The organism is Mucilaginibacter lappiensis (assembly GCF_900155965.1).
Taxonomy (GTDB): Bacteria; Bacteroidota; Bacteroidia; order Sphingobacteriales; family Sphingobacteriaceae; genus Mucilaginibacter; species Mucilaginibacter lappiensis.
In genome coordinates this window covers 1-23,089 of the sequence record NZ_FTMG01000015.1, presented here as the reverse complement: position 1 = coordinate 23,089, position 23,089 = coordinate 1, and the positions used below count along the sequence as shown (strand labels likewise).

General features: G+C 43.4%; 12 protein-coding genes. 3 read left to right on the top strand and 9 right to left on the bottom strand.

Annotation, left to right across the window (positions count from 1 at the left end; genetic code table 11):
• Positions 1 to 3: 3 nt before the first annotated feature.
• Together BW976_RS22540 and BW976_RS22535 are read right to left on the bottom strand one after the other, a co-directional pair.
• On the bottom strand, positions 4 to 702 hold the full coding sequence (locus BW976_RS22540) for a LytR/AlgR family response regulator transcription factor (protein ID WP_076376771.1): 699 nt from the start codon (positions 700 to 702) through the stop codon (positions 4 to 6).
• Positions 699 to 1,760, bottom strand: a complete 1,062-nt coding sequence (locus BW976_RS22535; RefSeq protein ID WP_076376769.1) for a sensor histidine kinase — start codon at positions 1,758 to 1,760, stop codon at positions 699 to 701. Before BW976_RS22535 ends, BW976_RS22540 begins: the two co-directional genes overlap by 4 nt.
• 280 nt (positions 1,761 to 2,040) lie before the next feature.
• Between BW976_RS22535 and BW976_RS22530 the strand changes: the two genes are divergently transcribed.
• The gene (locus BW976_RS22530; protein WP_076376767.1) at positions 2,041 to 4,893 is read left to right on the top strand and encodes a TonB-dependent receptor; all 2,853 of its coding nucleotides are present in this window, start codon (positions 2,041 to 2,043) and stop codon (positions 4,891 to 4,893) included.
• Between the two features lie 104 nt (positions 4,894 to 4,997).
• On the opposite strand, the gene BW976_RS22525 is transcribed toward BW976_RS22530, so the two are convergent.
• From BW976_RS22525 to BW976_RS22495, 7 genes are all read right to left on the bottom strand, one after another.
• Positions 4,998 to 6,074: a cellulase family glycosylhydrolase gene (locus tag BW976_RS22525; protein ID WP_076376765.1), complete on the bottom strand. Its 1,077-nt coding sequence runs from the start codon at positions 6,072 to 6,074 to the stop codon at positions 4,998 to 5,000.
• A 10-nt stretch (positions 6,075 to 6,084) separates the two neighbouring features.
• Positions 6,085 to 7,242, bottom strand: a complete 1,158-nt coding sequence (locus tag BW976_RS22520; RefSeq protein ID WP_076376763.1) for a sialidase family protein — start codon at positions 7,240 to 7,242, stop codon at positions 6,085 to 6,087.
• Between the two features lie 18 nt (positions 7,243 to 7,260).
• Positions 7,261 to 9,237 carry a beta-L-arabinofuranosidase domain-containing protein gene (locus BW976_RS22515; protein ID WP_245834768.1) on the bottom strand — a complete coding sequence of 659 codons (1,977 nt, stop codon included), beginning with the start codon at positions 9,235 to 9,237 and terminating at the stop codon, positions 7,261 to 7,263.
• 110 nt (positions 9,238 to 9,347) lie between these two features.
• Positions 9,348 to 11,189, bottom strand: a complete 1,842-nt coding sequence (locus tag BW976_RS22510) for a glycoside hydrolase family 2 protein (RefSeq protein WP_076376759.1) — start codon at positions 11,187 to 11,189, stop codon at positions 9,348 to 9,350.
• A gap of 93 nt (positions 11,190 to 11,282) precedes the next feature.
• Positions 11,283 to 11,984, bottom strand: coding sequence for a DUF3823 domain-containing protein (locus BW976_RS22505; protein WP_076376757.1), 702 nt, complete (start codon positions 11,982 to 11,984; stop codon positions 11,283 to 11,285).
• A 24-nt stretch (positions 11,985 to 12,008) separates the two neighbouring features.
• The gene (locus tag BW976_RS22500) at positions 12,009 to 13,913 is read right to left on the bottom strand and encodes a RagB/SusD family nutrient uptake outer membrane protein (RefSeq protein WP_076376755.1); all 1,905 of its coding nucleotides are present in this window, start codon (positions 13,911 to 13,913) and stop codon (positions 12,009 to 12,011) included.
• A 24-nt stretch (positions 13,914 to 13,937) separates the two neighbouring features.
• Positions 13,938 to 17,168, bottom strand: coding sequence for a SusC/RagA family TonB-linked outer membrane protein (locus BW976_RS22495; protein WP_084192315.1), 3,231 nt, complete (start codon positions 17,166 to 17,168; stop codon positions 13,938 to 13,940).
• Positions 17,169 to 17,362: 194 nt separating this feature from the next.
• Here BW976_RS22495 and BW976_RS22490 point away from each other — a divergent pair, with 194 nt between their 5' ends.
• The gene (locus BW976_RS22490) at positions 17,363 to 21,358 is read left to right on the top strand and encodes a two-component regulator propeller domain-containing protein (protein ID WP_076376753.1); all 3,996 of its coding nucleotides are present in this window, start codon (positions 17,363 to 17,365) and stop codon (positions 21,356 to 21,358) included.
• Positions 21,359 to 21,377: 19 nt separating this feature from the next.
• The gene (locus tag BW976_RS22485; protein ID WP_076376751.1) at positions 21,378 to 22,409 is read left to right on the top strand and encodes a glycoside hydrolase family 43 protein; all 1,032 of its coding nucleotides are present in this window, start codon (positions 21,378 to 21,380) and stop codon (positions 22,407 to 22,409) included.
• Positions 22,410 to 23,089 lie beyond the last annotated feature (680 nt).

Sequence of the window (23,089 nt, the reverse complement as noted above, 5' to 3'; positions counted from 1 at the left end):
GGTCTATATACGCCCCATGCTTCTCAGCTTTACGGATTGCCGGTCGGAGACCTCAAGCACCTCCCCCGTTTTCAGATTGATCTGCAGGCGGCCATTCGGGACAATTTGAATGCTTTGAATAAACTGCAGGTTAATGATCTGCGAGCGGTTGATCCTGAAGAAAATACTGGCATCCAGTTTCTCTTCTAACTGGTTGAGGGAGCTTTTCAGGAATACATTTTTTTCCTCAAAATACAGCCGGGCATAGTTATCCATGGATTCTATCAAATGCACCTTGCTCCATTTGATAAAATGAAATTGCTGCCTGTCTTTCACAAAAATCTGCGGATCGCTGGTTTGCTGTGCCAGTTTTTGCCTCACCTTTTCTATGGCCAGGGCAAAACGTTCTTCGCGGATGGGCTTCATCAGGTAATCCAGGGCATTCACCTCAAAAGCCTTCACAGCATATTCATCAAAAGCTGTGGTGAATATCACTTCGGGCACCTCGTTCAATGATTCCAGCAGTTCAAATCCCGAACGTTCGGGCATTTGTATATCCAGAAAAAGCAGGTCGGGATGTTTATCTGTTATTTGCATAGCGGCCTCATCGGCATTTTTAGCCTCACCTATGAGCTCCATGTCGGGATAGGGTATCAGCAGGCGTTTTACCTCCTGCCGGGCCATACGCTCATCATCGATTATCAATACACGCAGCTTTTTCATGAGTTGGGGATCATTATAGTAGCTAAAACAACACCCGGCATTCGTCCCGTGATCGTGAAGGTTGCCTTACCTTTATACTGTAACTCCAAACGCTCCTGTAAATTTTTGAGCCCAACACCACTTGCAGACTGATCCATATCCAAATGCCCCGGATTTTGAACGCTGATAAGGATATGTTTCGGAAATTGTTCGACCCGGATGCTGACAAGTCCTCCATCTTTTAGCTTCGCGATACCATGTTTGATGGCATTTTCGACCAGGGTTTGCACGCTCAACCGCAGGATGGCTGTTTTTAACAGCTCGTCGTCAACCTTAATGGAAAATTGCAGACGTTCTTCAAAGCGTAGTTTTTCCAATTCGAGGTAATCTTTAACGAGTTCAATTTCATTATTTACGGATGTCAGCATCATATCACCACTGTATAGGCTGGTACGCAGGATATCTGACAACAGATCGATACCCCTTCGTGCCGATTCGGGGTTTTCGATCACCAGCGCCTTGATATTATTTAAGGAGTTGAACAGGAAATGCGGATTAAGCTGTGCCGACAGATTATTCAGTTGCGCCTCACGGGTAATGATAGTCAAACGGGCATTTTCTTTGGCAATACGAATCTCCCGCTGCTCATATTGATATAAGTGATAAGCAAGCAACCATATAGACATGAGCCGGATCCCTGTCACAAAGATCGTCTGCCTGTTCATCTGAACAAATTCCGCGAATGGTTGCTGAAAACCAGGTATAAACCAACATTTTAAAAAATATATCTTAACTATGGTAACCACCGTAAAGGCTAATCCCAATACGATAACCGAAGGTATAATTCTTGGAAGCAATTGCTTAAGTCCAAGCAATTGCCATTGGTGGCGCAGCGCAAAATTGCGGTATAAATGGGTAATCAATATATAAAAGCCTACGTCTGTTATGAACAATAGCAGGCCTAGTAATGGATCAAAGCTTTCACTGGTGATGCCCGTGTACCCCCAATACAATGAAGCCACCGACCAGCCGATGAGCTGGCATTTCCAATAAAGGGAGAGCGATTGCTTCTTTTTCAATTTGGCTTTTATTTATTACCCAAAGCAACAAAATCTATCTCCAACAAAAAAATAAAGTACAGGAACGGGGCATTTCGGGGACAAACGGGTTATTAAGTATTCCTAACAAACAGCATATATCATAAAACTTCAATATGGCTTATTTATCCCCCATATCTATACTATTTAATAGCAACTATTGCAAATACCAGCAATAAAATTGATTTATAATGAATTAACTGCAATAGCAATGTATTTTTTTTGATACAAATCCCTATATTAAACCCAAATCTTATTAACTATGAAAATTCTGTACATTAAAACTTCGTTATTATTAGTGTTTATGGCCAGCGCTAATATATTATTTGGCCAGGGCATCAAAGGTAAAATAACCGATGCCACAAACGGTTCAACCATGCCGGGTATAAGCGTTTCGGTTATAGGCACTTCGCAGGGAGCCTCCTCAAATGAAAAAGGCGAGTATTCGCTCAAGCTGTCACGGGGCAATTACCAAATTAAAGTTTCTTTCATCGGTTACGAAACCCAAACTACGAATGTAACTGTAACCAGCGGTACCCAAACACTTGATTTCAGCTTAAAACCATTGAGCAATGCGCTTAATGAGGTGGCGGTAATTGGTTCCCGCTCCACTAAACCGCGAACTAATATCGAATCGCCGGTACCGGTGGATGTGATCTCGGCTAAAGAAATGCGCAGTTTCCCTCAAACAGATATTACACAGGTATTAAATTACATCGCCCCCTCCTTCAGCTCAAACCGCCAAACCGTTGCTGATGGTACCGACCATATTGACCCGGCATCATTAAGAGGCCTCGGGCCCGACCAGGTATTGGTGCTGGTGAATGGCAAGCGGCGCCATACTACAGCTTTGGTGAACATCAACGGCACATTTGGTCGTGGTACTGTTGGTACTGATATGAACTCCATACCCCTTGCCGCTATTGACCATATTGAAGTGTTACGTGACGGCGCCGCCGCCCAATATGGCTCGGACGCTATTGCCGGGGTTATCAATATTGTATTGAAGAAAGTTACCCCGCTGGTGATATCAACCAGCTACGGACAATCGGCATCGTCAAACAACGGCAATACCTATACCGATGGCAAAACCTACCAGATAGATGGCAGCAAAGGCTGGGATTTGAACGGAAAAGGTTTTGTAAACATAGCAGCACAGTATCTTGATCGTGGTGCAACCAACCGTGGCGGTCTGGATACTCACCCTTTGATCTATTCGGCTTTGCCAACAAAAGGAGCCAATGAATCTGAAGCAGATTTTGAGACACGTTTTGCTGGCATTAAAGCCGCCGATGATGCTAAAGCCAAAGCCGATGGTTTTAGTCGCGATAATATGATTGTGGGTAACTCTCACTCCAAGAATTTTGGGAGCTTTGGCAATGCGCAATACAGTGTAGCTGATTGGGCCACTGTTTATCTGGCAACGGGATATACGCACAAAACCGGTTCGGCGGCAGGATTTATACGCCTGCCTAACCAGTTTACCCAGATCGACGCCACTATTTATCCCGACGGCTTTTTACCCTTTATCAATACCGCTATCAATGATATATCCGCAAGCGGCGGTGTTAAGGGAAAACTCAGTAACTGGACATACGACCTGAGCAATACGTTTGGCGAAAACAACCTGAGCTATACCATTGATCATACCCTCAATGCCTCTTTACCAATAGGTACCAGTCCAACTTCATTCAAGGCCGGCGAGTTGATCTTTAGGCAAAACACCGTAAACCTTGATGTTTCGCGCAAGTATGATTTTACGGGTTTGCTTACCTCCTTAAATATGGCTTATGGTGCGGAATATCGTATTGATAACTACCAGATAAAACCCGGTGAAGAATTATCCTATTCCTACGGCCAGCCATCACAGGGCATTCCCGGCAGATTAGTCGGTACAACCCCTGCCGCTGCGGGCTCGCAGGTATTCCCGGGTTTTAAGCCAAGCAACGCTATTGATAAATCAAGAAACAACCAAAGCTTATATGCCGATTACGAGGCAGAATTTGGCCCCCGTGTATTGTTAGAAGCCGCAGGCCGATATGAGCATTTCAGCGATTTTGGCTCCAATTTCTCTTACAAATTCACAGGCAAAGTCAAAGTGATCGATCAGCTGGCTATCCGTGGGGCTATCGCCACAGGTTTCAGGGCGCCTTCCTTGGCCCAACGTTATTTCAATAACGAGAGTACACAATTTATAAGCGGCAACCCTACCCAGGTATTAACGGTTAATAATGATAATCCCATTGTGCGGAAGTTTGGTGTAGGTTCATTAAAACCTGAGAAATCAAAATCATACAGTTTAGGTTTAGCTGGTAAAATAACCTCGGCCTTAACATTTACTATAGATGCTTACCAGATAGATATTAAAGACCGTATTGTATTTTCGAGCCAGTTTACCAGGGCTACCCCTGCTGTGGCTGAGATATTGAACACGGTTGACCCTAACGGGCAGATCAATAGTGTGCAATTTTTCACCAATGCCATATCTACCCGTACCAAAGGTTTGGATGTGGTATTGGCCGACAGGATCAGCATTAACTCCACAAGCAGTTTAACGCTTTCGGCAGCAGCTAATTTTAACCAGACCAAAGTACGTTCGATACAAGGCTCGGATATTATAGAAGGCAATGCAGCCTTAAAAGCCAAACTGTTCGATCGTACCGAGCGCTCACGGTTTGAATCGTCGGTACCGGCCAGCAAGATCAATCTGAGCGCTTTGTACAACATTAAAAAGTTCGATTTTTCATTGAGATCGGTTTATTTTGGCAAGGTGACCTACCTCAACTCGGTTGATCCAACCATTCCAGCCAATAACCTCCCTTTACAGATCGATCAGACTTATTCGGGCAAATGGGTAACCGATTTGGCGATAAGTTATAAAGTGATCAAACAACTGGGTGTTACACTAAGCGCCAGCAATCTGTTTGATGTTTACCCGGATAAAAACTACATAGACCCGCGTGATAATGAGCACAATTTGAGCGGTAACCCTGCTAACAATTACACCAGCGGTCGTGATAATACCTCCAACGGACATTTTGTGTATAGCCGTGCCGTATCGCAATTTGGCTTTAATGGCAGGTTCTTATCAGGAAAGGTTGTTTATACTTTTTAAGGATTAAAGAGATATTCAGGAGACGCAAATTTGCGTCTCCTGAATATCTCTTTCTTTATTTCTCTACCCTCATCTGCAAATCTATAATTTGCACATCCGCATATCTACTTCCCTCTCCCTGTCAGGTTTTTGATCAGCTCGGCTTCTTCCTGTTTGTAAGGGGTACCGTCCTTGCGAAAAATATCATGGAACCATAATTTTGGTTCGCTGCCATCGGGTATTGGAGTATCCCAGGCATAAATGGTGTTGGTTTTGCCCGATACAAATCCCCAGTTAATAGCGCCCACATTCTCTTTCTTCAACATAGGCAACACTGTGCTGAACAAGCTATTGCGCGGGCGGGCCATATACTCGGTACAAATCAACGGGCGACCGATCATTTTCAGGAACTGAACCGTTTTTAAGTGATCAGGCTCCGGTGAATAATCGTGATAAGTGATCACATCCGAATTGGCTACCTGGTACTGATTCAGGGTTTCTAAGTTCCAGCTCCATACACCGGCACTCACCGGTTGACTTGGATTAACTTCCCTTGCCCATTTAAAAACCGATTTCAATAGTGGTAGCGACTTATCGCCCTTTCCGGAGTTGCCAGGTTCGTTATACAAATCCCACAGCAATATGCGCTTATCGGCAGCAAAGCGTTTCAATACATCTTTTACATATTTTTCGAGTGCCGGAAAATTAGCAGCTTCCTCTGAAGCAGGCTGACCGGGATCCTGCATCCAGCCTGAGTTATGGATGCCAGGTTTTGGTTCGGGCTGCTTGCCTGTTTTTGGTTCTTTATTCCAGCAATCATCAAAAAATACAAACATGGTTTGGATGCCATGTTTACTGGAAATAGCCAGGTACTGATCAACGCGTTTTTTAAAACCATCGGGGTCCTGCTGCCAGGCCAGGTGATGTAAAAACACACGCATCACATTCATGCCGATGCCTTGCGCGTAACCCAGTTCTTTATCTATCGTATTGGGGTCGAAAGTATCGGCCTGCCACATTTCCAGTTGATTAATAGCTGTACTAGGTATAAAATCGCTTCCCACCAGCCACTGATGTTTTGCATACCATATTTTTGCCTTTTGCGCCGACCATACCTGTGCCGGTGCTTTTTGCTGTGCTGAAGCTGTGGCACTGAGCAGGACGATCAATGCGATGGCCGGTAATTTTAGTTTATTTTGCATGTATTATTATTTAATAGGTGTCTTTTTTATTGATTAAATGCCCTGTTATCATCCAGATAGCTGTATAGCTGTTATAAGCATCAGTTGAGGTGAGCGCTATGATCGTACCATCTTTAAGTACACACAATGAATTCCATAATCCATGTTTATTTAGCGGAACACTAAATGGTGTTGCCGTATTTACAAAATCCTCACCTCTACTATTACCTACAGCTACTTGCATACAAGCCAGTTCCCAGTTACTGTTCCTGCCAAAAGTACTTTGGTACGATAAAACCGTTTCCCCGCCCGGCAGCTGACGCAGGTATGGCGCGCCAGCGTAAACGGTATCGGGTAATTTAGGTGTTAAGGCATAGGTATGTTCAGGATCGTTGGCTCCTACCATTTTTTGTCCGTTCTGATTAAAACTATTACGGATGATGGATGGCTTAAACTGACCGCCGGAATTGTCTTCAATAGAAAACAATATCTCTTTTGTCCCTTTCAGGATAATGGGCACGGGCATACCATCGCGATGACCGGGTGTAAAAGAAACTATTTCAGGTTTTGTAGTCCATGTTAGCCCGCTATCAAATGACCGGAAGATGGATATATTTTGTTCATTGGAGTGCGTATAAACCCCTTCGTTAGAGAAATATAATTGAATTTCGCCATTAGGCAATTGTATTTGCGATGGCTCCCAGCAGCCATCTTCAAACTTGTAGCTGGCCTCGTATATCAACCGCTCATCCTGCCAGGTTTTGCCATGGTCATAGCTTTTCTTGGTTCGGATGGCAAAATGTTTAGTGGTATCCCAGCTACCATTTATTTTGTTTGGCCGGGGATTATAGGATGCTAATAAGGAATGATCTTTTAGCTCTAGAATTTCAGGCACGCTCATATTCACGCCGGCAGCGGGCCGGGCAATAATAACCGGGCTAAGCCAGGTTTTACCCAGATCGTCACTTTGTGTACACTCAATACCGCTACCGCTTTCATATACGCATAACAGGTTACCATTATGCAGCTGTATCATCCGGGCATAATCGGCACTCTTATTCCCTGATAATGGCACCACCTGTTTTAGTGTTGATTGATCCCATATGATGGCTGGCGCGTTTTGAGCCTTTAGCTGTGTACAGGATAGCAAAACCAGGACTATTAGCGTTATAAAACCTTTCAATTTCATTAATTCCCGTTCAAAATATTACTCCACAACCGGGAATGATGAAATTCGTAATCTTGCCCCCCCCATTGGCACCAATGTTAGTTCAGACAAAGGTTTATCGGTTTTTACCGGGCTCTGCGGTAGTAATCCGCAAAGGCCATACTGATCTATCGTCCAACCTGGTATTTGTTTACCTTTTGCTTTCAGTTCAATGGGTGCGTTGGTATTAGTAAAAGGATTATCATCTTTTGGCCAGCTCCGGCGGATGATCTCAATAGATTTTTCCGGATGCTGTTCATCTATTACCAAACCATAATTCCAGGCTGATGCCGGGTGAATTTCATAAGATGGCCATTTCTGCGGATCGGCTGTAGCTTGCCAGTGCGAATCGCCCTGAGTTGATTTACGGCCATCTTCTTTAGTGTATTGTTCATCAATTTTAAGCGAATAAGTAAGCGGACCGTAATTAACGCTCACACTGTTTTTATTGGCGGCCCATTGACGCACTTTTAGTTGCATAGGTAGATGCAGGGTCACTTTATCGCCATTTTTCCAGGTTTTAGCCAACTTGATATAATCGCCTGTACTGATATTTACCGGTACGGCTACACCGTTTACTTTTACAGTTGCTCCTTTGCACCATTCAGGGATACGCAGGTAAAGCGGAAAGCTTACTGAGCTGGGCGTATTAACTGTAAAATTCACCTGATCTTCAAAAGGATATCTGGTAGTTTCTGTGAGGCTAACCTGCGCGCCACCACCCACTTTGGCATTTACCACACCTTGTGTGTACAACTGTACAGCGAGGCCATTATCCGGTGTGGCCATCCAACTGTTTTCGGCGTAGTAAACCCAGCCGGCAGCGTGATTATGCTGGCAGCAACGGCTGCTAAATGGGTTCATCATTAAAAACGGGCCTTCATTGGATATGCCGGGGTGATGATCTTTGCTATCACTTACTACCATATTGGGAGCGGTTAGATAGCGCAGTGACCGGTAGTCGGGCATAAAAGCGGCCGAAAAAGTATTGAAAGCTACGTCCTCACAATTCTCGGCCCAGAAAGTATCGCCGGTTGAACCTAATAGCATCTGGTCTGATGTCATTTGCTCCACCATGCCACAGGTTTCAACAGCCTGCCGTGGATCGTCATAGCCTTTACGGGCATTTTCGTCGGCACCAAACATGCCGCCCGGTACTTGACCATACAGTGTACGAATGAGTTTAAAGTCATTGTAGGTAGCAGCCAGATCTTTCGGATCATGGCTTTGCAGATAATAGGTGGCCGGTTCGCGGAAACACTGGGCCACATTTACATTATGCCAGTTGGGCAGGTTGTTGGTCTGGCGCCAGTTGGCGGTGTTCCTGTCGATCTTGGCCGCCAGGTCAAGCAGGAATTTATCGCCGGTACGGTTGTACAACCAGTATACGCTAAGCATATTATCACCACCGCGGCTGTTTTCCCAATAATCTTCCAGGAATTTATTATCGGGCACGGATAGCTCGTACTTAAAATATTTGGTCATAAAAGGGATAACCCGGGGATCTTTACTGTATTCATAGTACGATTGCAGGCACCAAAGCATCGGCATATTCGTCCACAGATCACGGTTACCTTTATTCATCCTCGCCGGGCCGAAATCGCCGTTATCCCGTTGATTGTTCAGCACCGCATCTATCCAGAATTTGGCTTCGGCAATCATTTTTTTATCGTTCAGCATGTAGCCGATATCGGCATAACCTTTTAGCCAGTAAGGCAGTTCCTCCCATCCGTATTCGCCTTTACCTTCCTTATTCAGCCAGGCATTGTTGGTTTTAGATAACCAGATACTGATCTCGCCCAGGTTACCAGTTAAACCATCACGTTGTAATTCCAATGCTTTCTTGAGCCAGCCACCCGCTTTGATACTGCCAACAGGTAATTTGGTGAAATATTGCTTTTGCAGGGGCGCACGGTTATTTACGTAAAAAGCATTGGCCTGCCCGTTATCAACTTTGGTCACAGTTGTGGCTTTCACTCCCGTTTGGGCAGTAGCTGCAATACCAGAGCACACTAAGGCTGTTGTGAAACAAAGACTTGTTTTAAGAATGTTAATCTTGTTTTTGAAGCGCATATTCAACGGTTATTTTATTTTACTAAAGATGGATCGTACAGTTTACTATTTACTTTTTGCAGCGATTCAACCGGCATTTTGATCACTTTACGATCATAGGTCATAAAGCCGTTCACCTCTCCTTCTACATCGGTGGTTTGGGTGTATACCGCTGCCGACAGACCTAATTTGATCAATTCCTGTAATCTCTCAGTAAACGATGCATATTTTTTAAACAGATCATCAGCATTTTTAAAGTTTTGGTAGCCCCAGTTTTTGTTGGCCTGCCAGGTATGGCCTTCTACCGGCCAACCTAAACCGCCAAATTCGCCTAAGACTACGGCTTGCGTTTTGCCAAATATTTCGGCACGCGGCATAGCGGGGTTAGGGTAGTTATGCAGATCGACAATATTACCTGTGGCATAAAAATTACCGCCACTGGCGCTATTCACCAGGCGCGACGGGTCTTTTTTCATCGTCCATTCGGTTATCTCTACCGTTTTAAATTGTCCCCAGGCTTCGTTAAAAGGCGTCCAAACTACAATGCATGGATAGTTGTATAAAGCGTTCATAATGGCATTCCATTCCTTGCGATAATAGCCTTCAGATTCGGGCGTACGCTGCTGATCTGTAGCCCTGTCGTAAACACCCGGGCGGTTTTCCCAATGGTTACCTAAATCTCCGCTGGGCATATCCTGCCAAAGCAGCATCCCGGTTTTATCGCAATAGGCGTAGTAACGGGCAGGCTCTACTTTGATGTGTTTGCGGATCATGTTAAAACCCATGGCCTTTAGCTTATCGATATCAAAGCTCATGGCCTCATATGTTGGCGGGGTATACAAGCCATCAGGCCACCAACCCTGGTCAAGCGGACCATATTCAAATACAAACTTATTGTTCAGCAACATGCGCTGCACACCATGGGCGTCGGCGCCTAATGATATTTTACGCATGGCGAAATAGCTTTTCACCTCGTCAACCGGTTTGTTGTTACGGATAAGAGCTACGCGCAGATCGTACAGAAAAGGATCTGTAGTCGACCACAATTTTTCATTCTTAATATCCAGCACGGCGGTTGCATTGGCATCAACAATCTTTTCGTCAACCTGTGTCTGGCCATCCCAGGCGGTGATCTTCAATTGATCGCCTGGCTGGCTATTAGTAACTTCGGCCGAAACCGAAAGGGTGTGCTCATCAATATTGGGGGTTTGTTTGGTCGCTTCTATATGCGTTTTGGCTACGCTCTCCAGCCAAACGGTTTGCCAGATACCGGTAACCGGAGTGTACCAGATCCCTTCTGGTCTTTTAACTTGTTTGCCTCGCGGCTGCGGACCATCATCTGTTGGATCCCAAACGCTTACTTTAATTTCCTGTTTTGAACCACCTTTTAAATAAGGAGTTATGTTGAAGCTAAAGGGATCGAAACCACCTTCATGTACTCCAGCACTCTTGCCGTTCACAAATACTTCTGTGCGCCAATCGACAGCGCCAAAGTGTAATAAAATATCTTTTCCTTTAATGGTTTTATCAAGAGTGATACTTGTTTTATACCATAACATGCTATCCTTGCCTACTGTTTTGCCTACGCCCGATAATGCCGACTCCACCGCAAAAGGAACCAATATCCTTCCCTCATATTTAGCGGGACCTGTTGTTGCTTTAGGTACTATAGCATAGTCCCACAGACCATTCAGATTTTGCCAATTGGGGCGTACCAATTGCGGTCGAGGGTATTCCGGCAGGGGTGCTTTAGGATCAACCTTTTCGGCCCATGGCGTAGTGATTCGGTCTTTAATCAAATGCCAGTCGCTTTGTTGCGCGCTGGCCGACAGGGAAGCAGAAATTAAAAGGGATAAGCAAATATTCAGTTTTTTCATCAGGGATTAACAGCTGTGTAATGATGTATTCAATTGAGATTTATTTTATAAATATAAGGGGCCATCATGCTATATGGCCCCTTTAAATTGTAATTAATAAGATACCTTAACTACCGGCGAAAATATCATATCCTCTACCCCGGCTATCCTGATGCCAACGCGGGCATAAACATAATTTTGCGTTACCGGAAACGTAGGTATAGCTACATTTAGAGAAACATTTGATGGATCGGCGATAGCTCCACCATCCAGATCGGCTTCTGCTGCATGGTCACCGGGCGATACAAACTGGGTTTTATTTACAAATAAGCTTACCGTTTGTATATTTTTAGCAGTAGCATCTGTAATCACTTTCTCGATACTAAAGTTGGCCGTGATCTTACCGCCGGCAGCAGCTAATTGCGCATTCCTGATCATATAATAAGGTGTTACCTCGATGTTTACGGTTTGATCGCCGGTCAGGGCGATATTGATGGTATCCCTTCCGCCCGACGGAAGTTCTTTCCATTGAAAAGGCCCTTGCCCGCCCGGGATAGTGAATTTATAATTCCCGCTGAAGGTTAACACCGAATAGGTACCATCCTGATCAAATGTACCGGTAATAGGCGTATTGCCCTTATAACCTGTTTGATAAAGCTGAAAAGGCACCTGGTTATACTCTACACCAATGGGCGAACCTTTGTACATTAACTGCCCGGTTAATTTAATTGAAGGCGGTTTAACATTATCCAGCTTACAACCTGCGGCTGAAAGCAGGAGAATAAATATGGCGATATGATGAAATTTAATTTTCATGATCTTTGAATTATAATAATTGACTTATTGATTTGGCTGTCTCTTGATTTTTGGATTGGCAGAGATGATACCATCATTAATTTGTGAATAGTAGTTACCTAATCTGAAATTAAGAACACCCGTTACCGGCGATGGTAAAACCTCCCTGAATACCCATTTGCCATCATTCGGGCTGCCCGGGCTGTAATATTTATAAGGATAAAGACCCCATGGTTGTGTATTTCTTTTGGTTGCCGAACTGATATTGCTGGTTAAGTCGTTTAAACTTTCCGGATTGCCGTCCCATACTTTAGTAGCTATTCTCCAACGTTTCATATCAAACAGCACATGTCCTTCAAACGAAAGTTCGGCACGGCGCTCGTGAACTATACGGTCAAAAGTGATATCACCGGCCGCAAGTGGTGTGGTTAAACCGGCACGCGCCCTTACCTGGTTCATATAAAGCGCAGCATCGCTGGTTTGTCCTAATTCGTAAGCTGCTTCTGCGGCATTCAATAAAACTTCGGCATAACGGTAACGGATAAAGTTAACATCACTCTGACGCCCCCGACGACCAGATCCAGTTGCCGGATCCAGATATTTACGGACATAAAAACCAGTTTGAGTGCGTAGTGGTTCGCCGGTTGGCGTAGGACCATCTTTACCCACTACCTGTACCAGTGTAGGACTACCAGGTAATGCAGCATAATGCGTAGCATCGTCACTGCTGATGATGTTACCATTAGCTAAAAGATAACCACCCCATATATCTATATAAGCGGTTTTCCAGAAAAAGTGTGGCAGCATCACAGTACCGGCCAGCCTGGCATCCCTACCTGCAAACGGATCTTGCTGGTCTGCATAATAGATCGGGTTACCTGACGCATCTTTGGTAGCTATTGGCGCAAAGGTGTTATCCAGTTTTTCAAAAGACTGTACCAGGTTTAAAGAAGGATCTAAACGACCCGCATCTGAAGCCTCATCTGATACAGAATAAGGCTGATCATTCGTAGTAAATGAATGTACTTTACCAGCAAGTGCCTTAAAATCTTCCACCCATATTGATTCCTGGTTTACGCTGCTTTTATCTAAAAATATAGCAGCGAAGTTATCGGATAGATTGGGCAATACCTGGTACAATTTGTATGATCCGGCAGAGCCACTGATAATCTCCTTGGCAGCGTTTAAGGCTTTAGTATAATATCCTGAAGCCATGCTTGCCGGAATACTAACCTCTCCGCCAGACAATGAAACCTGCGGTGTTGTGGCGCCATATTTTGCTATGGAACCCGCATATAATGCTGCTCTGGCTTCCATAGCTAATGCAGCTGCTTTGGTTGCCCTTGATTTTTCAGTAGGATCTGAAGGCAATGTACCTTTGATCGCTTCAGCTTCACTGATCACGAAGTCATAGATATCTGATTCTTTGGAGCGTGGAAATTGCAAACCCACTACATTACCGCTATTATCATAGGTAAGGGTTTTGGTGATCAACGGAACACCGCCCATTCTTTTAACCATTTCAAAATAATAGCTGGCGCGTAAAAAACGACCTTCGGCCAGAAAACGGCTTTTATCGGCAGCTAACAGCTTGGTTGACGCAGTTACGTTGTCAATAAACAGATTCAGATCGCGTACATATCCGTAATCCCAGGTGCCCCAGGTACCGTAGTCCCATGACCTGTTCTGAACAAAACCATAGGAGCCATTATCTGATGGGAATGATTCTCCAAAATCGGCAAAGGTTGTCCAGCCATTATCCAGACTTGAAAAATCGAGCACACGGTTATACAGATCGCCCAGTACAGATAATACCAGTGCCGGATCTGAAAAAACCACATCGGTAGTAACCACCGATTTTGGCGGCACATTTAAAAAATCGCTATCTTTTTTGCATGATTCAGCACTTATCAATACCGAAATCATAGCTATTGTGAATATCTTTTTCATTGAATATTTTACTTAATGTTTTTATTAAAAGGTTAGGTTAACACCAAAGTTGTAAACCCTGCTTTGCGGTGTTTGCAAACCGTTATCATCATTAACCTCCGGATCAACTCCATATTGACGCAGGTTATCTATAGAAAACAGGTTGTACACATTGGCGTAGAATCTCGCCCTTTTAATTTTCACTTTGGCTAACAAGTCTTTAGGCAACGAATAACCTATCTCAATTGTCCTGGCCCGTATATATTTCACGTTATGTAACCAGAAGGTGGAGTTTGAGGCATAATCGTAATGATTAAAGCCTACGTTATTCCTGTTAACCGGGTATTTACCGGCCACCCAGGTACTATTTACATCATTAGGATTGCTTAGGTGCCAGCTATCCTGAAAAATGGTATTTAAGTTGCCATTATTTTGGAAGGCCCATCTCGATTCCCAGTTTTGGTTCCATGAGTAACCCGAACCACCAGAGAAGTCGGCATGAAAGTCAAAACCTTTATAAGCCAGGCCCAGCGAAAGACCAAAGTTCGTATTAGGTTGTGAGCCTAGGCCATAACCGATGGGACGGGCATCGTTACCATCAATTTTACCATCACCATTTTGATCTTTATAAATCAAATCGCCGGGTAATACGGTGCTGTTACCTTTTCCATCTTCATTTACTTTGTAACCGTTAATCTGAGCGGCAGAGGTGAATTGACCGATAACCTGGTATCCCCAGAAAATATTGGCGGTACGGTTATTTTGTGAGCGGAAGTATTCATCCAAAGAATTACCAAATGGGGTATCGGCATAAATACCTGTCTTTTTACGACTGTAAGAGAAGTTTCCGCCAATGTTATAGCTTACTTCCCCTATCTTGTTGTTGTAAGCCAGGGATATTTCGGCGCCACGTTGCGAATCGCTGTTTTCATTTATACCCGGCAAACCGTAACCCACTTCTTGTGGCAATACTACGCTATAATTGTTTCCAACAATGCCTGTACGCGATCTTTTAAAATACTCGATGGCACCGGTTAACCGGTTATTCAACATACTGAAATCGGCACCCACGTTAAATATTTTACTTTTCATCCAGGATACGTTGTTAACCGGGATACCTTTATTGATTGAAGTAGAAACCGGGTTGCCATCCAATATGGCTATGTTACCGGCCGCTCCATTTGCATAATTATAACCAGGCAGATAAGCATACGGTTGTACTATAGGTGTGTTTCCGCTCGCGTCATAAGGACTTCTATCATCACCTAACACACCATATGAAGCCCTGAATTTCAAGTCGTTCAGTGCACTGTTATCACCCAGCAGTTTTTTCATAAAGTCCTCGTTGGTGATCCTCCACCCGACGGATACGCCCGGGAAATAACCTACACGGTGAGCCGGGTCAAACAGGTATGATGCGTCCCTTCTGCCCAATGCTTCCAAATAATAACGGTTATCATAGTTATAATTGAAACGGGCCACATAACCTATACGAGCCTCAGAATCATCACTATCCTGGTATTGATCCATAGTTGGGAAATAGATCAAAGGCAGGTTATTGGAGATAGGGTTAGCATGCAGCCAGTTCCTCAGGTGCTCTTTATGGATACGTTCGTTAACTAATGTAGCACCGATGGTGCTTTTACCAAAGGTGTTATTATAGCTTAACTGCAATTGGGTTGTGGTACTCAACTCTTTTCGTTGCTCACGCTCCCGCCATGGGTTGGTAACGGCATGGGTTATATCATAATTACCCGTTTGCTGATTGTAGGTATAAGCGTTGTAAGTATACTCATGGTTGTTTAGTAACTCATCCGCGTAGTAATACGAATAGTCGTACTTGGCTGTAAGACCTTTTATCCCGGGAATAATGTACTCGGCTTCGAAATTGGTTTGTAATACCCGCCAGTCCTGGTGCCAGATACCCGAAAGCTTATCATTTAAAAACGCATAATTGGCTTCGGTATGCGGGCCATTATCCTTTAAATAAGCCGGATTGTCATTAGCATAAGGCCTGTCTAAAGGGGTATTTTCCAATATCCCCAATTTAGCCAATACATAATCGTCAGCACCAGGAACACCGGGGTTTTCACGTGTTTCTATTCTGCCGTTGATATTCATACTTACTGAAAGACCGGCGGCTACCTTTGCCTTTACATTGGATTGAATATTGGTACGTCTGAAAAGGTATTCGGCTCCGGCTGGTGAGTTTTGATATAAACTGGTTCCCGCTACATAATAGGTCACTTTATCGTTGCCTCCCGTAAAATCCGCATGGAACGAATTTAGTGGTGCACCGGAATTTGCCAAAACAAAAGGTTTCCAGTTAAAACTCTGGTAACCAGGCTCAGTACCTGCTTTATACTTTGCGAGCTCAGCATCGGTAATAGAAGTGCTACCGTTGGTGATTACCTGTGCCGCGGCCAAGGCTTTCATGTAATCATAGGAGTTGGTCAATACATTCGGAAACCTATCCCATGATTGGAAACCCAGGTAAGAGTCAACGTTGATACGCCCCTCACCGGAGCCTCGTTTAGTAGTAACCACCACCACACCATTACCGGCACGTACACCATAAATAGCAGCCGATGCATCTTTCAGTACCGAAATACTTTCCACATCATTAGGTGCCAGGTTATTAAACTGCCCTTCATCCTGCTGAATTCCGTCAATTACATACAATGGAGCACCCATGTTACGAATCTGGATACTGGCACTGGAACCTGGACGTCCCTCTGCCTGTTTAAAGGTTACGCCCGGTATTTTGCCTGCTAAACCCGTACTTACGGTAGAACCACCGTGCACGCGTTCAATATCCTTACTGGTTATACTGGAAATAGCTCCTGTTATCGAGGCCCTTTTTTGCGTGCCATAACCGGTTACTACCACTTCCTGAAGCGCTGAGTTATTCGATTTAAGTCGGATAGCGATAATCGACCGGCCATTGACCGGAACCTCAGCTGTTACAAAGCCAATATAGCTCACGATTAAAGTACTGTTAGCGTCAGGAACATTGAGGGTAAATTTCCCTTTGATATCGGTTGTTGTACCTGCCTGGGTTCCCTGTACACGGATAGCAACCCCGGTAAGTACTTCGCCCGTAGTATCGGTTACCATACCACTTATCCTGAACTTATTTTGCGCGGATGCAGAGAGTGTGGTAAGCAGGTAAAACATAAAGAAAAAAGCAACTAATGCTAATTTTGGACACCATTTACTGGGCGGCCATTGCAAGCGGAAATACTCTACTTGTTTGAGTAGTAAAAATTTTCTCATAAATGATTTATTTAATTGGTTAAGTATTTTAATTTAAAAATGTAGGTTTGACAGATTTAAATCATACTGTAAAGAAAAAGCATTTTTGTCCCCACCTATTAACCAAATCATATCAATTATTAGTCAAAACGTATCATTTTTTACCGCAACGAAAACGCTTGCCGAGAATGGTTATATTTGCTTACTGAACGATTTTGAAACCTGTATTTTTAGCTTCTTTATTATTACTCCTGTCATTTAATATCTGCTGTGCACAATCGTACTATTTCAGACATTACCAGGTAGAACAGGGGTTGTCAAACAATACCGTTTACTGCATGATGCAGGACAAGCGCGGCTTTCTATGGCTTGGAACCAAGGATGGTCTTAATCGCTTTGATGGTTACACCTTTAAAACTTTCAGACACGATGCAAAGGATAAAAAAAGCATTTCTGGCAACATGGTGCATACCCTTTGTCTGGATAAAGATGGCAGCTTTTGGATAGGTACAGACCATGGGCTTGATAAATATAACCCTCAAAAAGAAAGCTTTACGCATCTCACCTCAAATAACAACGCCATCAGATACATGATAAACGATCAGTTTTATAACTGTTGGTTTGTTTCCAGGTCGGCGTTGATGAAGTATGATAAAAAGACAGGGAAAATAATCGATTACCGGCCATTTCAACATTTTGATGCTACCTCTGTAGCCGTTAATGAGTCTGGCGATGTTTGGGTATCCTCCACATCAGGTAGCCTGGAAAAATTAGATACCGTAAAGCATTTCTTTAGCAGCTATAGTTTATTTAAAAACTCTCCCCCAGTTGCCTCAAAGTTCATTGAAAAAATATACAGTGCAGACCACAACAAAATATTCATTGGTACCACCAATCAGGGTATTAAGGAGTTTGATTGCACTACCGGCACCTATCGTGATCTTTTAACTTACAACCCTAATAAAACCGAGATATATGTGCGCGATTTTGTAAAATATAATGATCATGAATTTTGGATAGCTACGGAATCGGGTATATTCATTTATGACGTACAAAAGGGCACATTCACCAACCTTAAAAAACAGTTTAATGATCCTTACTCTATATCAGATAACGCTGTTTATACGGTTTACAAAGACTCAGAAGGCGGTATTTGGGCCGGAACCTATTTTGGCGGTGTAAATTATTACCCTAAGCAATACTCTACTTTCAACAAGCTTTATCCCGGATCGGACGAAACCGGTTTGCAGGGTAATGTAGTGCGTGAGATATGTAAAGACCAATATGGCAATCTTTGGATGGGCACTGAAGACAACGGATTGAACAAACTCGGCCCTGATAAACAAACCTGGACACATTACTATCCCAGTGGTAAAAACACCATTTCAAACACCAATATACATGGCTTGCTGGCCAATGGTAATGAACTATTCATAGGTACATTGGAACGCGGATTAAATATCCTGGATATCCCCAGCGGTAAAGTGATCAGGTATTATCTGGCAGGCAATGCTAAAAACATGCTTAAAAGTAATTTCATTATTACTTTTTGTAAAACAAGCTCGGGCCTGATCCTGGTGGGCACAACACAAGGGCTTTACAGGTACAATATTGCCACCAAAGATTTTACGCAGATTAACGGCGTGCCAACGCACGACTTTATTTACAGTATTACCGAAGATCATAACGGCAAGATATGGGTAGGTACGGTACATGATGGAGTTTATTTTTATGACCCGGACAAAAACTCGGGCTACAAGCTAAAGGATACACATGGCCTCACCAATGCATTGGATAATAGTACAGTTAACGGCATTTTTGAAGACAGCCATCATCAACTTTGGTTCGCGACAGAGGGCCTGGGTTTGTGGAACTATAACCTCGTGCAAAAAACCTTTAAACTTTACGATCTCAGCAATGGCTTCCCCAGTAATTATGTTTTCCGGATACTGGAAGATGATCGTAAAAACCTGTGGATAAGCACCACCCGCGGACTGGTGTGTCTAAATATCCCAGCTAAAAACATCAAGATATACACCAAAGCCAGTGGTTTACTGAGCGATCAGTTTAACTATAACTCCGCCTTTAAAGATACAGATGGCACCATGTATTTCGGCTGTGTAAAAGGCATGGTGAGCTTTAATCCTTCGCAGTTTAAAAACAATGATTTTGTAGCACCGGTTTATATCACCGGGATACAGGTACACAACCAGGAAATCTCCGTTAACGGCAGCGACTCCTTACTCCACCAGTCAATCATCAGTACCAAACAGCTTAGTCTCAATCATAACCAATCGTCATTTAGTATTGATTTCGCGGCATTGAGCTATCCTTCGCCCGAGATGACCCAGTATAAATACATGATGAAGGGGCTCGACAAGAACTGGACTTTTTTAAAAACCAATCGCAAAGTATATTTTACTCAATTACAGCCTGGCCATTACATCTTTATGGTTAAAGCGGCCAATAACAATGGGCAATGGCTTACTGAAGAAGCAAGGCTCGATATCACCATATCCCCACCCTTTTGGGAAAGTATCTGGGCTTATATGGCTTATATGCTATTGATACTGCTTACTGTATATTACTTATTAAGCCAATATCACATTAAAACCCGCGAGAAGAATAAGCGACTCATTGAGATACTGGAAAACGATAAAGAAAAGCAGATATACAATGCCAAAATAGAGTTTTTTACCAACGTGGCCCATGAAATACGTACTCCGCTTACTTTGATAAAAGGCCCTATGGAAAAGGTGATTAAAAAGGCGGCCAATGTTCCGGAGATACAGCACAACCTGCAGATCATGGAAAAAAATACCGATCGACTGTTGGAATTGACCAATCAGTTACTTGATTTCCGAAAAACTGAAACCAATGGCTTTAGTCTCAGCTTTGTTAAAACCGATATCACCGAACTGCTTGCCGATACGTTTCTGAGATTCAAGCCCATGGCTGAGCAGAAAAATATCCGCTATGAATTAAAGCATCCAATTAAAAACGTTTATGCTTATGTAGATATTGAGGCCTTCACCAAAATCATAAGCAACCTCATCAATAATGCTATCAAGTATGGTCGCTCGGTAGTTGAGGTGGAATTATTGGAGCTTCAACCCGATGAGGGGACCTTTTCTATCGAGATCAGCAACAATGGACACATCGTTCCCTATGAAATGCGTGAAAAGATATTCGAACCCTTCTTTCGTCTCAAAGAATCTGAAAAACAGATAGGTACCGGTATCGGACTTTCTCTTTCACGCTCCCTAACCGGGCTGCATAAAGGCGTATTGGTGCTCTGCAAACCAGTAGATGATCTGAACAAATTTTTGTTAACCCTGCCCATACATCAGGACAAGGAATTTGACCTGTACAATATATCTGATGATTATGAACTGACTGATAAAACCAAAGAGGAGGATTTTGACTTTATGAAACCAATTATACTTTTAGTGGATGATAACCCCGAAATACTCGATTTTATTTCGGACGACCTGAGCGAGAAATATTCGGTCATTAAAGCCCTGAATGGCCAGGAAGCCTTAGATATGATCGAAATTGAAAACATACAGCTCATCATCAGCGATGTGATGATGCCGGTAATGGATGGCTTTGAACTTTGCAAAAAAATAAAAACCAACTTTGATCACAGTCATATCCCCATTATACTGCTTACCGCCAAAAACACCCTGCAAAGTAAGATAGAAGGACTTGAAGTAGGTGCAGATGCCTATATCGAAAAGCCCTTCTCGCCCGAGCATCTACAAGTGCAGATAGCCAACTTGCTGATTAACCGCAATAAGATACGGGAACACTTTGCCAGTTCACCACTGGCAGGCATCAATACCATGGCTTACTCCAAACCAGATGAAAGCTTCCTGGACAGGCTTAGCGCTGCTATCACCAAAAACATTCAAAACCCCGAGCTGGATGTGGAGCAAATTGCCGGTTTAATGAATATGAGCAAACCTACTTTGTATCGTAAGGTAAAAGCTATATCAAACCTTACCATTAATGAGTTGATCAACATTACCCGACTAAAGGCTGCGGCCAAGCTGCTGGAAGATGGCGATTATAAAATTTACGAAGTGGCTGCCATGGTGGGCTACAGCTCCCAATCGCATCTGGGGCGTAACTTTTTGAAACAATTTGGCACTACCCCTACCGAATATCAGCAGAACAAAAAAAATCTTAAAACCAAGTCAGTTAATTAAACATCCTATATCACTATATATGAAAAAGTTATACATCACTTTTTACCTTTTCATACTAACCACCATGAGTTGCTTGGCTCAGGGTACTTTTACTAATCCGCTGCTGCCGTCGGGTGCCGATCCTTGGATTATTTACCACAATGGCTATTATTATTATACCAACTCAACCGGAAACAACTTGGTGATCTGGAAAACTAAACGGGTAACTGATTTGAACAAAGCGGAGAAAAAGGTGATCTGGACGCCACCAACTGGAACAACACATTCCAAAGAATTATGGGCCCCCGAACTCCATTTTTTGCAGGGGAAATGGTATATGTATTTTGCTGCTGATGACGGCGATAACAACCACCACCGTTTATATGTGCTCGAAAATGCCTCTGCCAATCCACTGCAGGGCGAATGGGTATTTAAAGGGCAAATTGGCGATAGTACCAACAAATGGGCCATAGACGTATCTGTATTTGAGAATAAGGGCCAGCTTTACCTGATATGGGCCGGCTGGGAGGGTGATACCAACGGACAGCAGAATATCTATATCGCCAAAATGAAGGATCCCTGCACCGTAAGCAGTGAAAGGGTTAAAATATCGAGCCCTGAGTATCCCTGGGAAAAATATGGCGACCTGCATGACGACAAAAACCCTACCCATGTCAACGTAAACGAGGGGCCTGAGATATTAAAGCATGGCAACAAACTGTTCCTGATATACTCCGCAAGCGGTTGCTGGACAGATTATTATGCCCTCGGCATGCTCAGCACCAGTGCCAGCAGCAATCTACTTGATCCCTCCTCCTGGAAAAAATCAACGGAACCTGTTTTCAAACAGTCGCCGGAGAATGGGGTTTATGCGCCGGGACATAATTCATTTTTCAAATCGCCAAATGGTAAGGAGGATTGGATCCTGTACCACGCCAACTCTAAACCGGGTCAGGGTTGCGGGCATGACCGCTCACCACGGGCACAAAAATTTACCTGGAATAAAGACGGTTCGCCAAATTTTGGTGTGCCCTTAAAAGCGGGAGAGCCTTTATCGGTACCGGCAGAATAAAAACTTTTTAAACCTTGAATTTTAACAAATTTCGACTCGAAAATGGCGTAAAACAGTTCAAAAATTGATCGAAAAACCTCGATTTTAACACTTTTTAACAAATTTTAACGCCATTTTGACGTGTTTTCAAAACTTTAAAAAGTATTAATTTATTGATTATCAAATAACTACATACCAAACGGTCGGTTTTTGAGTCTATTTTTCCCTTAACCAAACAGCCCGGTTCTCTAAATAAAAGAAAACCGGGCTGCTGATTTATATAAATATACGAAAAATTCAGGGACGATTTGGTGACCCTACTAAAAGTTTTGTCATCCTGAGTTTTAAAATCCGGGGGCCTTTAAGGGTTCAATGACATTATCTTTGCAAAGCCGTGTAGTGTGGCCGTCTAAGTTATAGTGCATTTTTGCCTGTCCCTGAGTATGGTTCTGAAGCAATGAGTCTAAGGGTATGGTACAACACTAACTGTGTTTGTCCGATGGGTAGCCTGTCTTTTTCTTTACACTCCTTCGGGCACGGCTTATTAACGATAAGTCAACAGGATGGAAAAGATGCATCATCATGCAGCCGGTATAGATATCGGCTCGCGTAAGGTATTTGTAGGATTGGAAAACAGTCCGGTACGCTGGTTTGAGACCTTTACCAGTGATTTGGAATCGCTTAAGGATTATTTACTGGAG

Coding starts and splice junctions, on each gene's coding strand:
- BW976_RS22525 (WP_076376765.1), bottom strand. CDS start 6,074: ATGCAAAATAAACTAAAATTACCGGCCATCGCATTGATCGTCCTGCTC.
- BW976_RS22505 (WP_076376757.1), bottom strand. CDS start 11,984: ATGAAAATTAAATTTCATCATATCGCCATATTTATTCTCCTGCTTTCA.
- BW976_RS22520 (WP_076376763.1), bottom strand. CDS start 7,242: ATGAAATTGAAAGGTTTTATAACGCTAATAGTCCTGGTTTTGCTATCC.
- BW976_RS22500 (WP_076376755.1), bottom strand. CDS start 13,913: ATGAAAAAGATATTCACAATAGCTATGATTTCGGTATTGATAAGTGCT.
- BW976_RS22485 (WP_076376751.1), top strand. CDS start 21,378: ATGAAAAAGTTATACATCACTTTTTACCTTTTCATACTAACCACCATG.
- BW976_RS22495 (WP_084192315.1), bottom strand. CDS start 17,168: ATGAGAAAATTTTTACTACTCAAACAAGTAGAGTATTTCCGCTTGCAA.
- BW976_RS22510 (WP_076376759.1), bottom strand. CDS start 11,189: ATGAAAAAACTGAATATTTGCTTATCCCTTTTAATTTCTGCTTCCCTG.
- BW976_RS22530 (WP_076376767.1), top strand. CDS start 2,041: ATGAAAATTCTGTACATTAAAACTTCGTTATTATTAGTGTTTATGGCC.
- BW976_RS22540 (WP_076376771.1), bottom strand. CDS start 702: ATGAAAAAGCTGCGTGTATTGATAATCGATGATGAGCGTATGGCCCGG.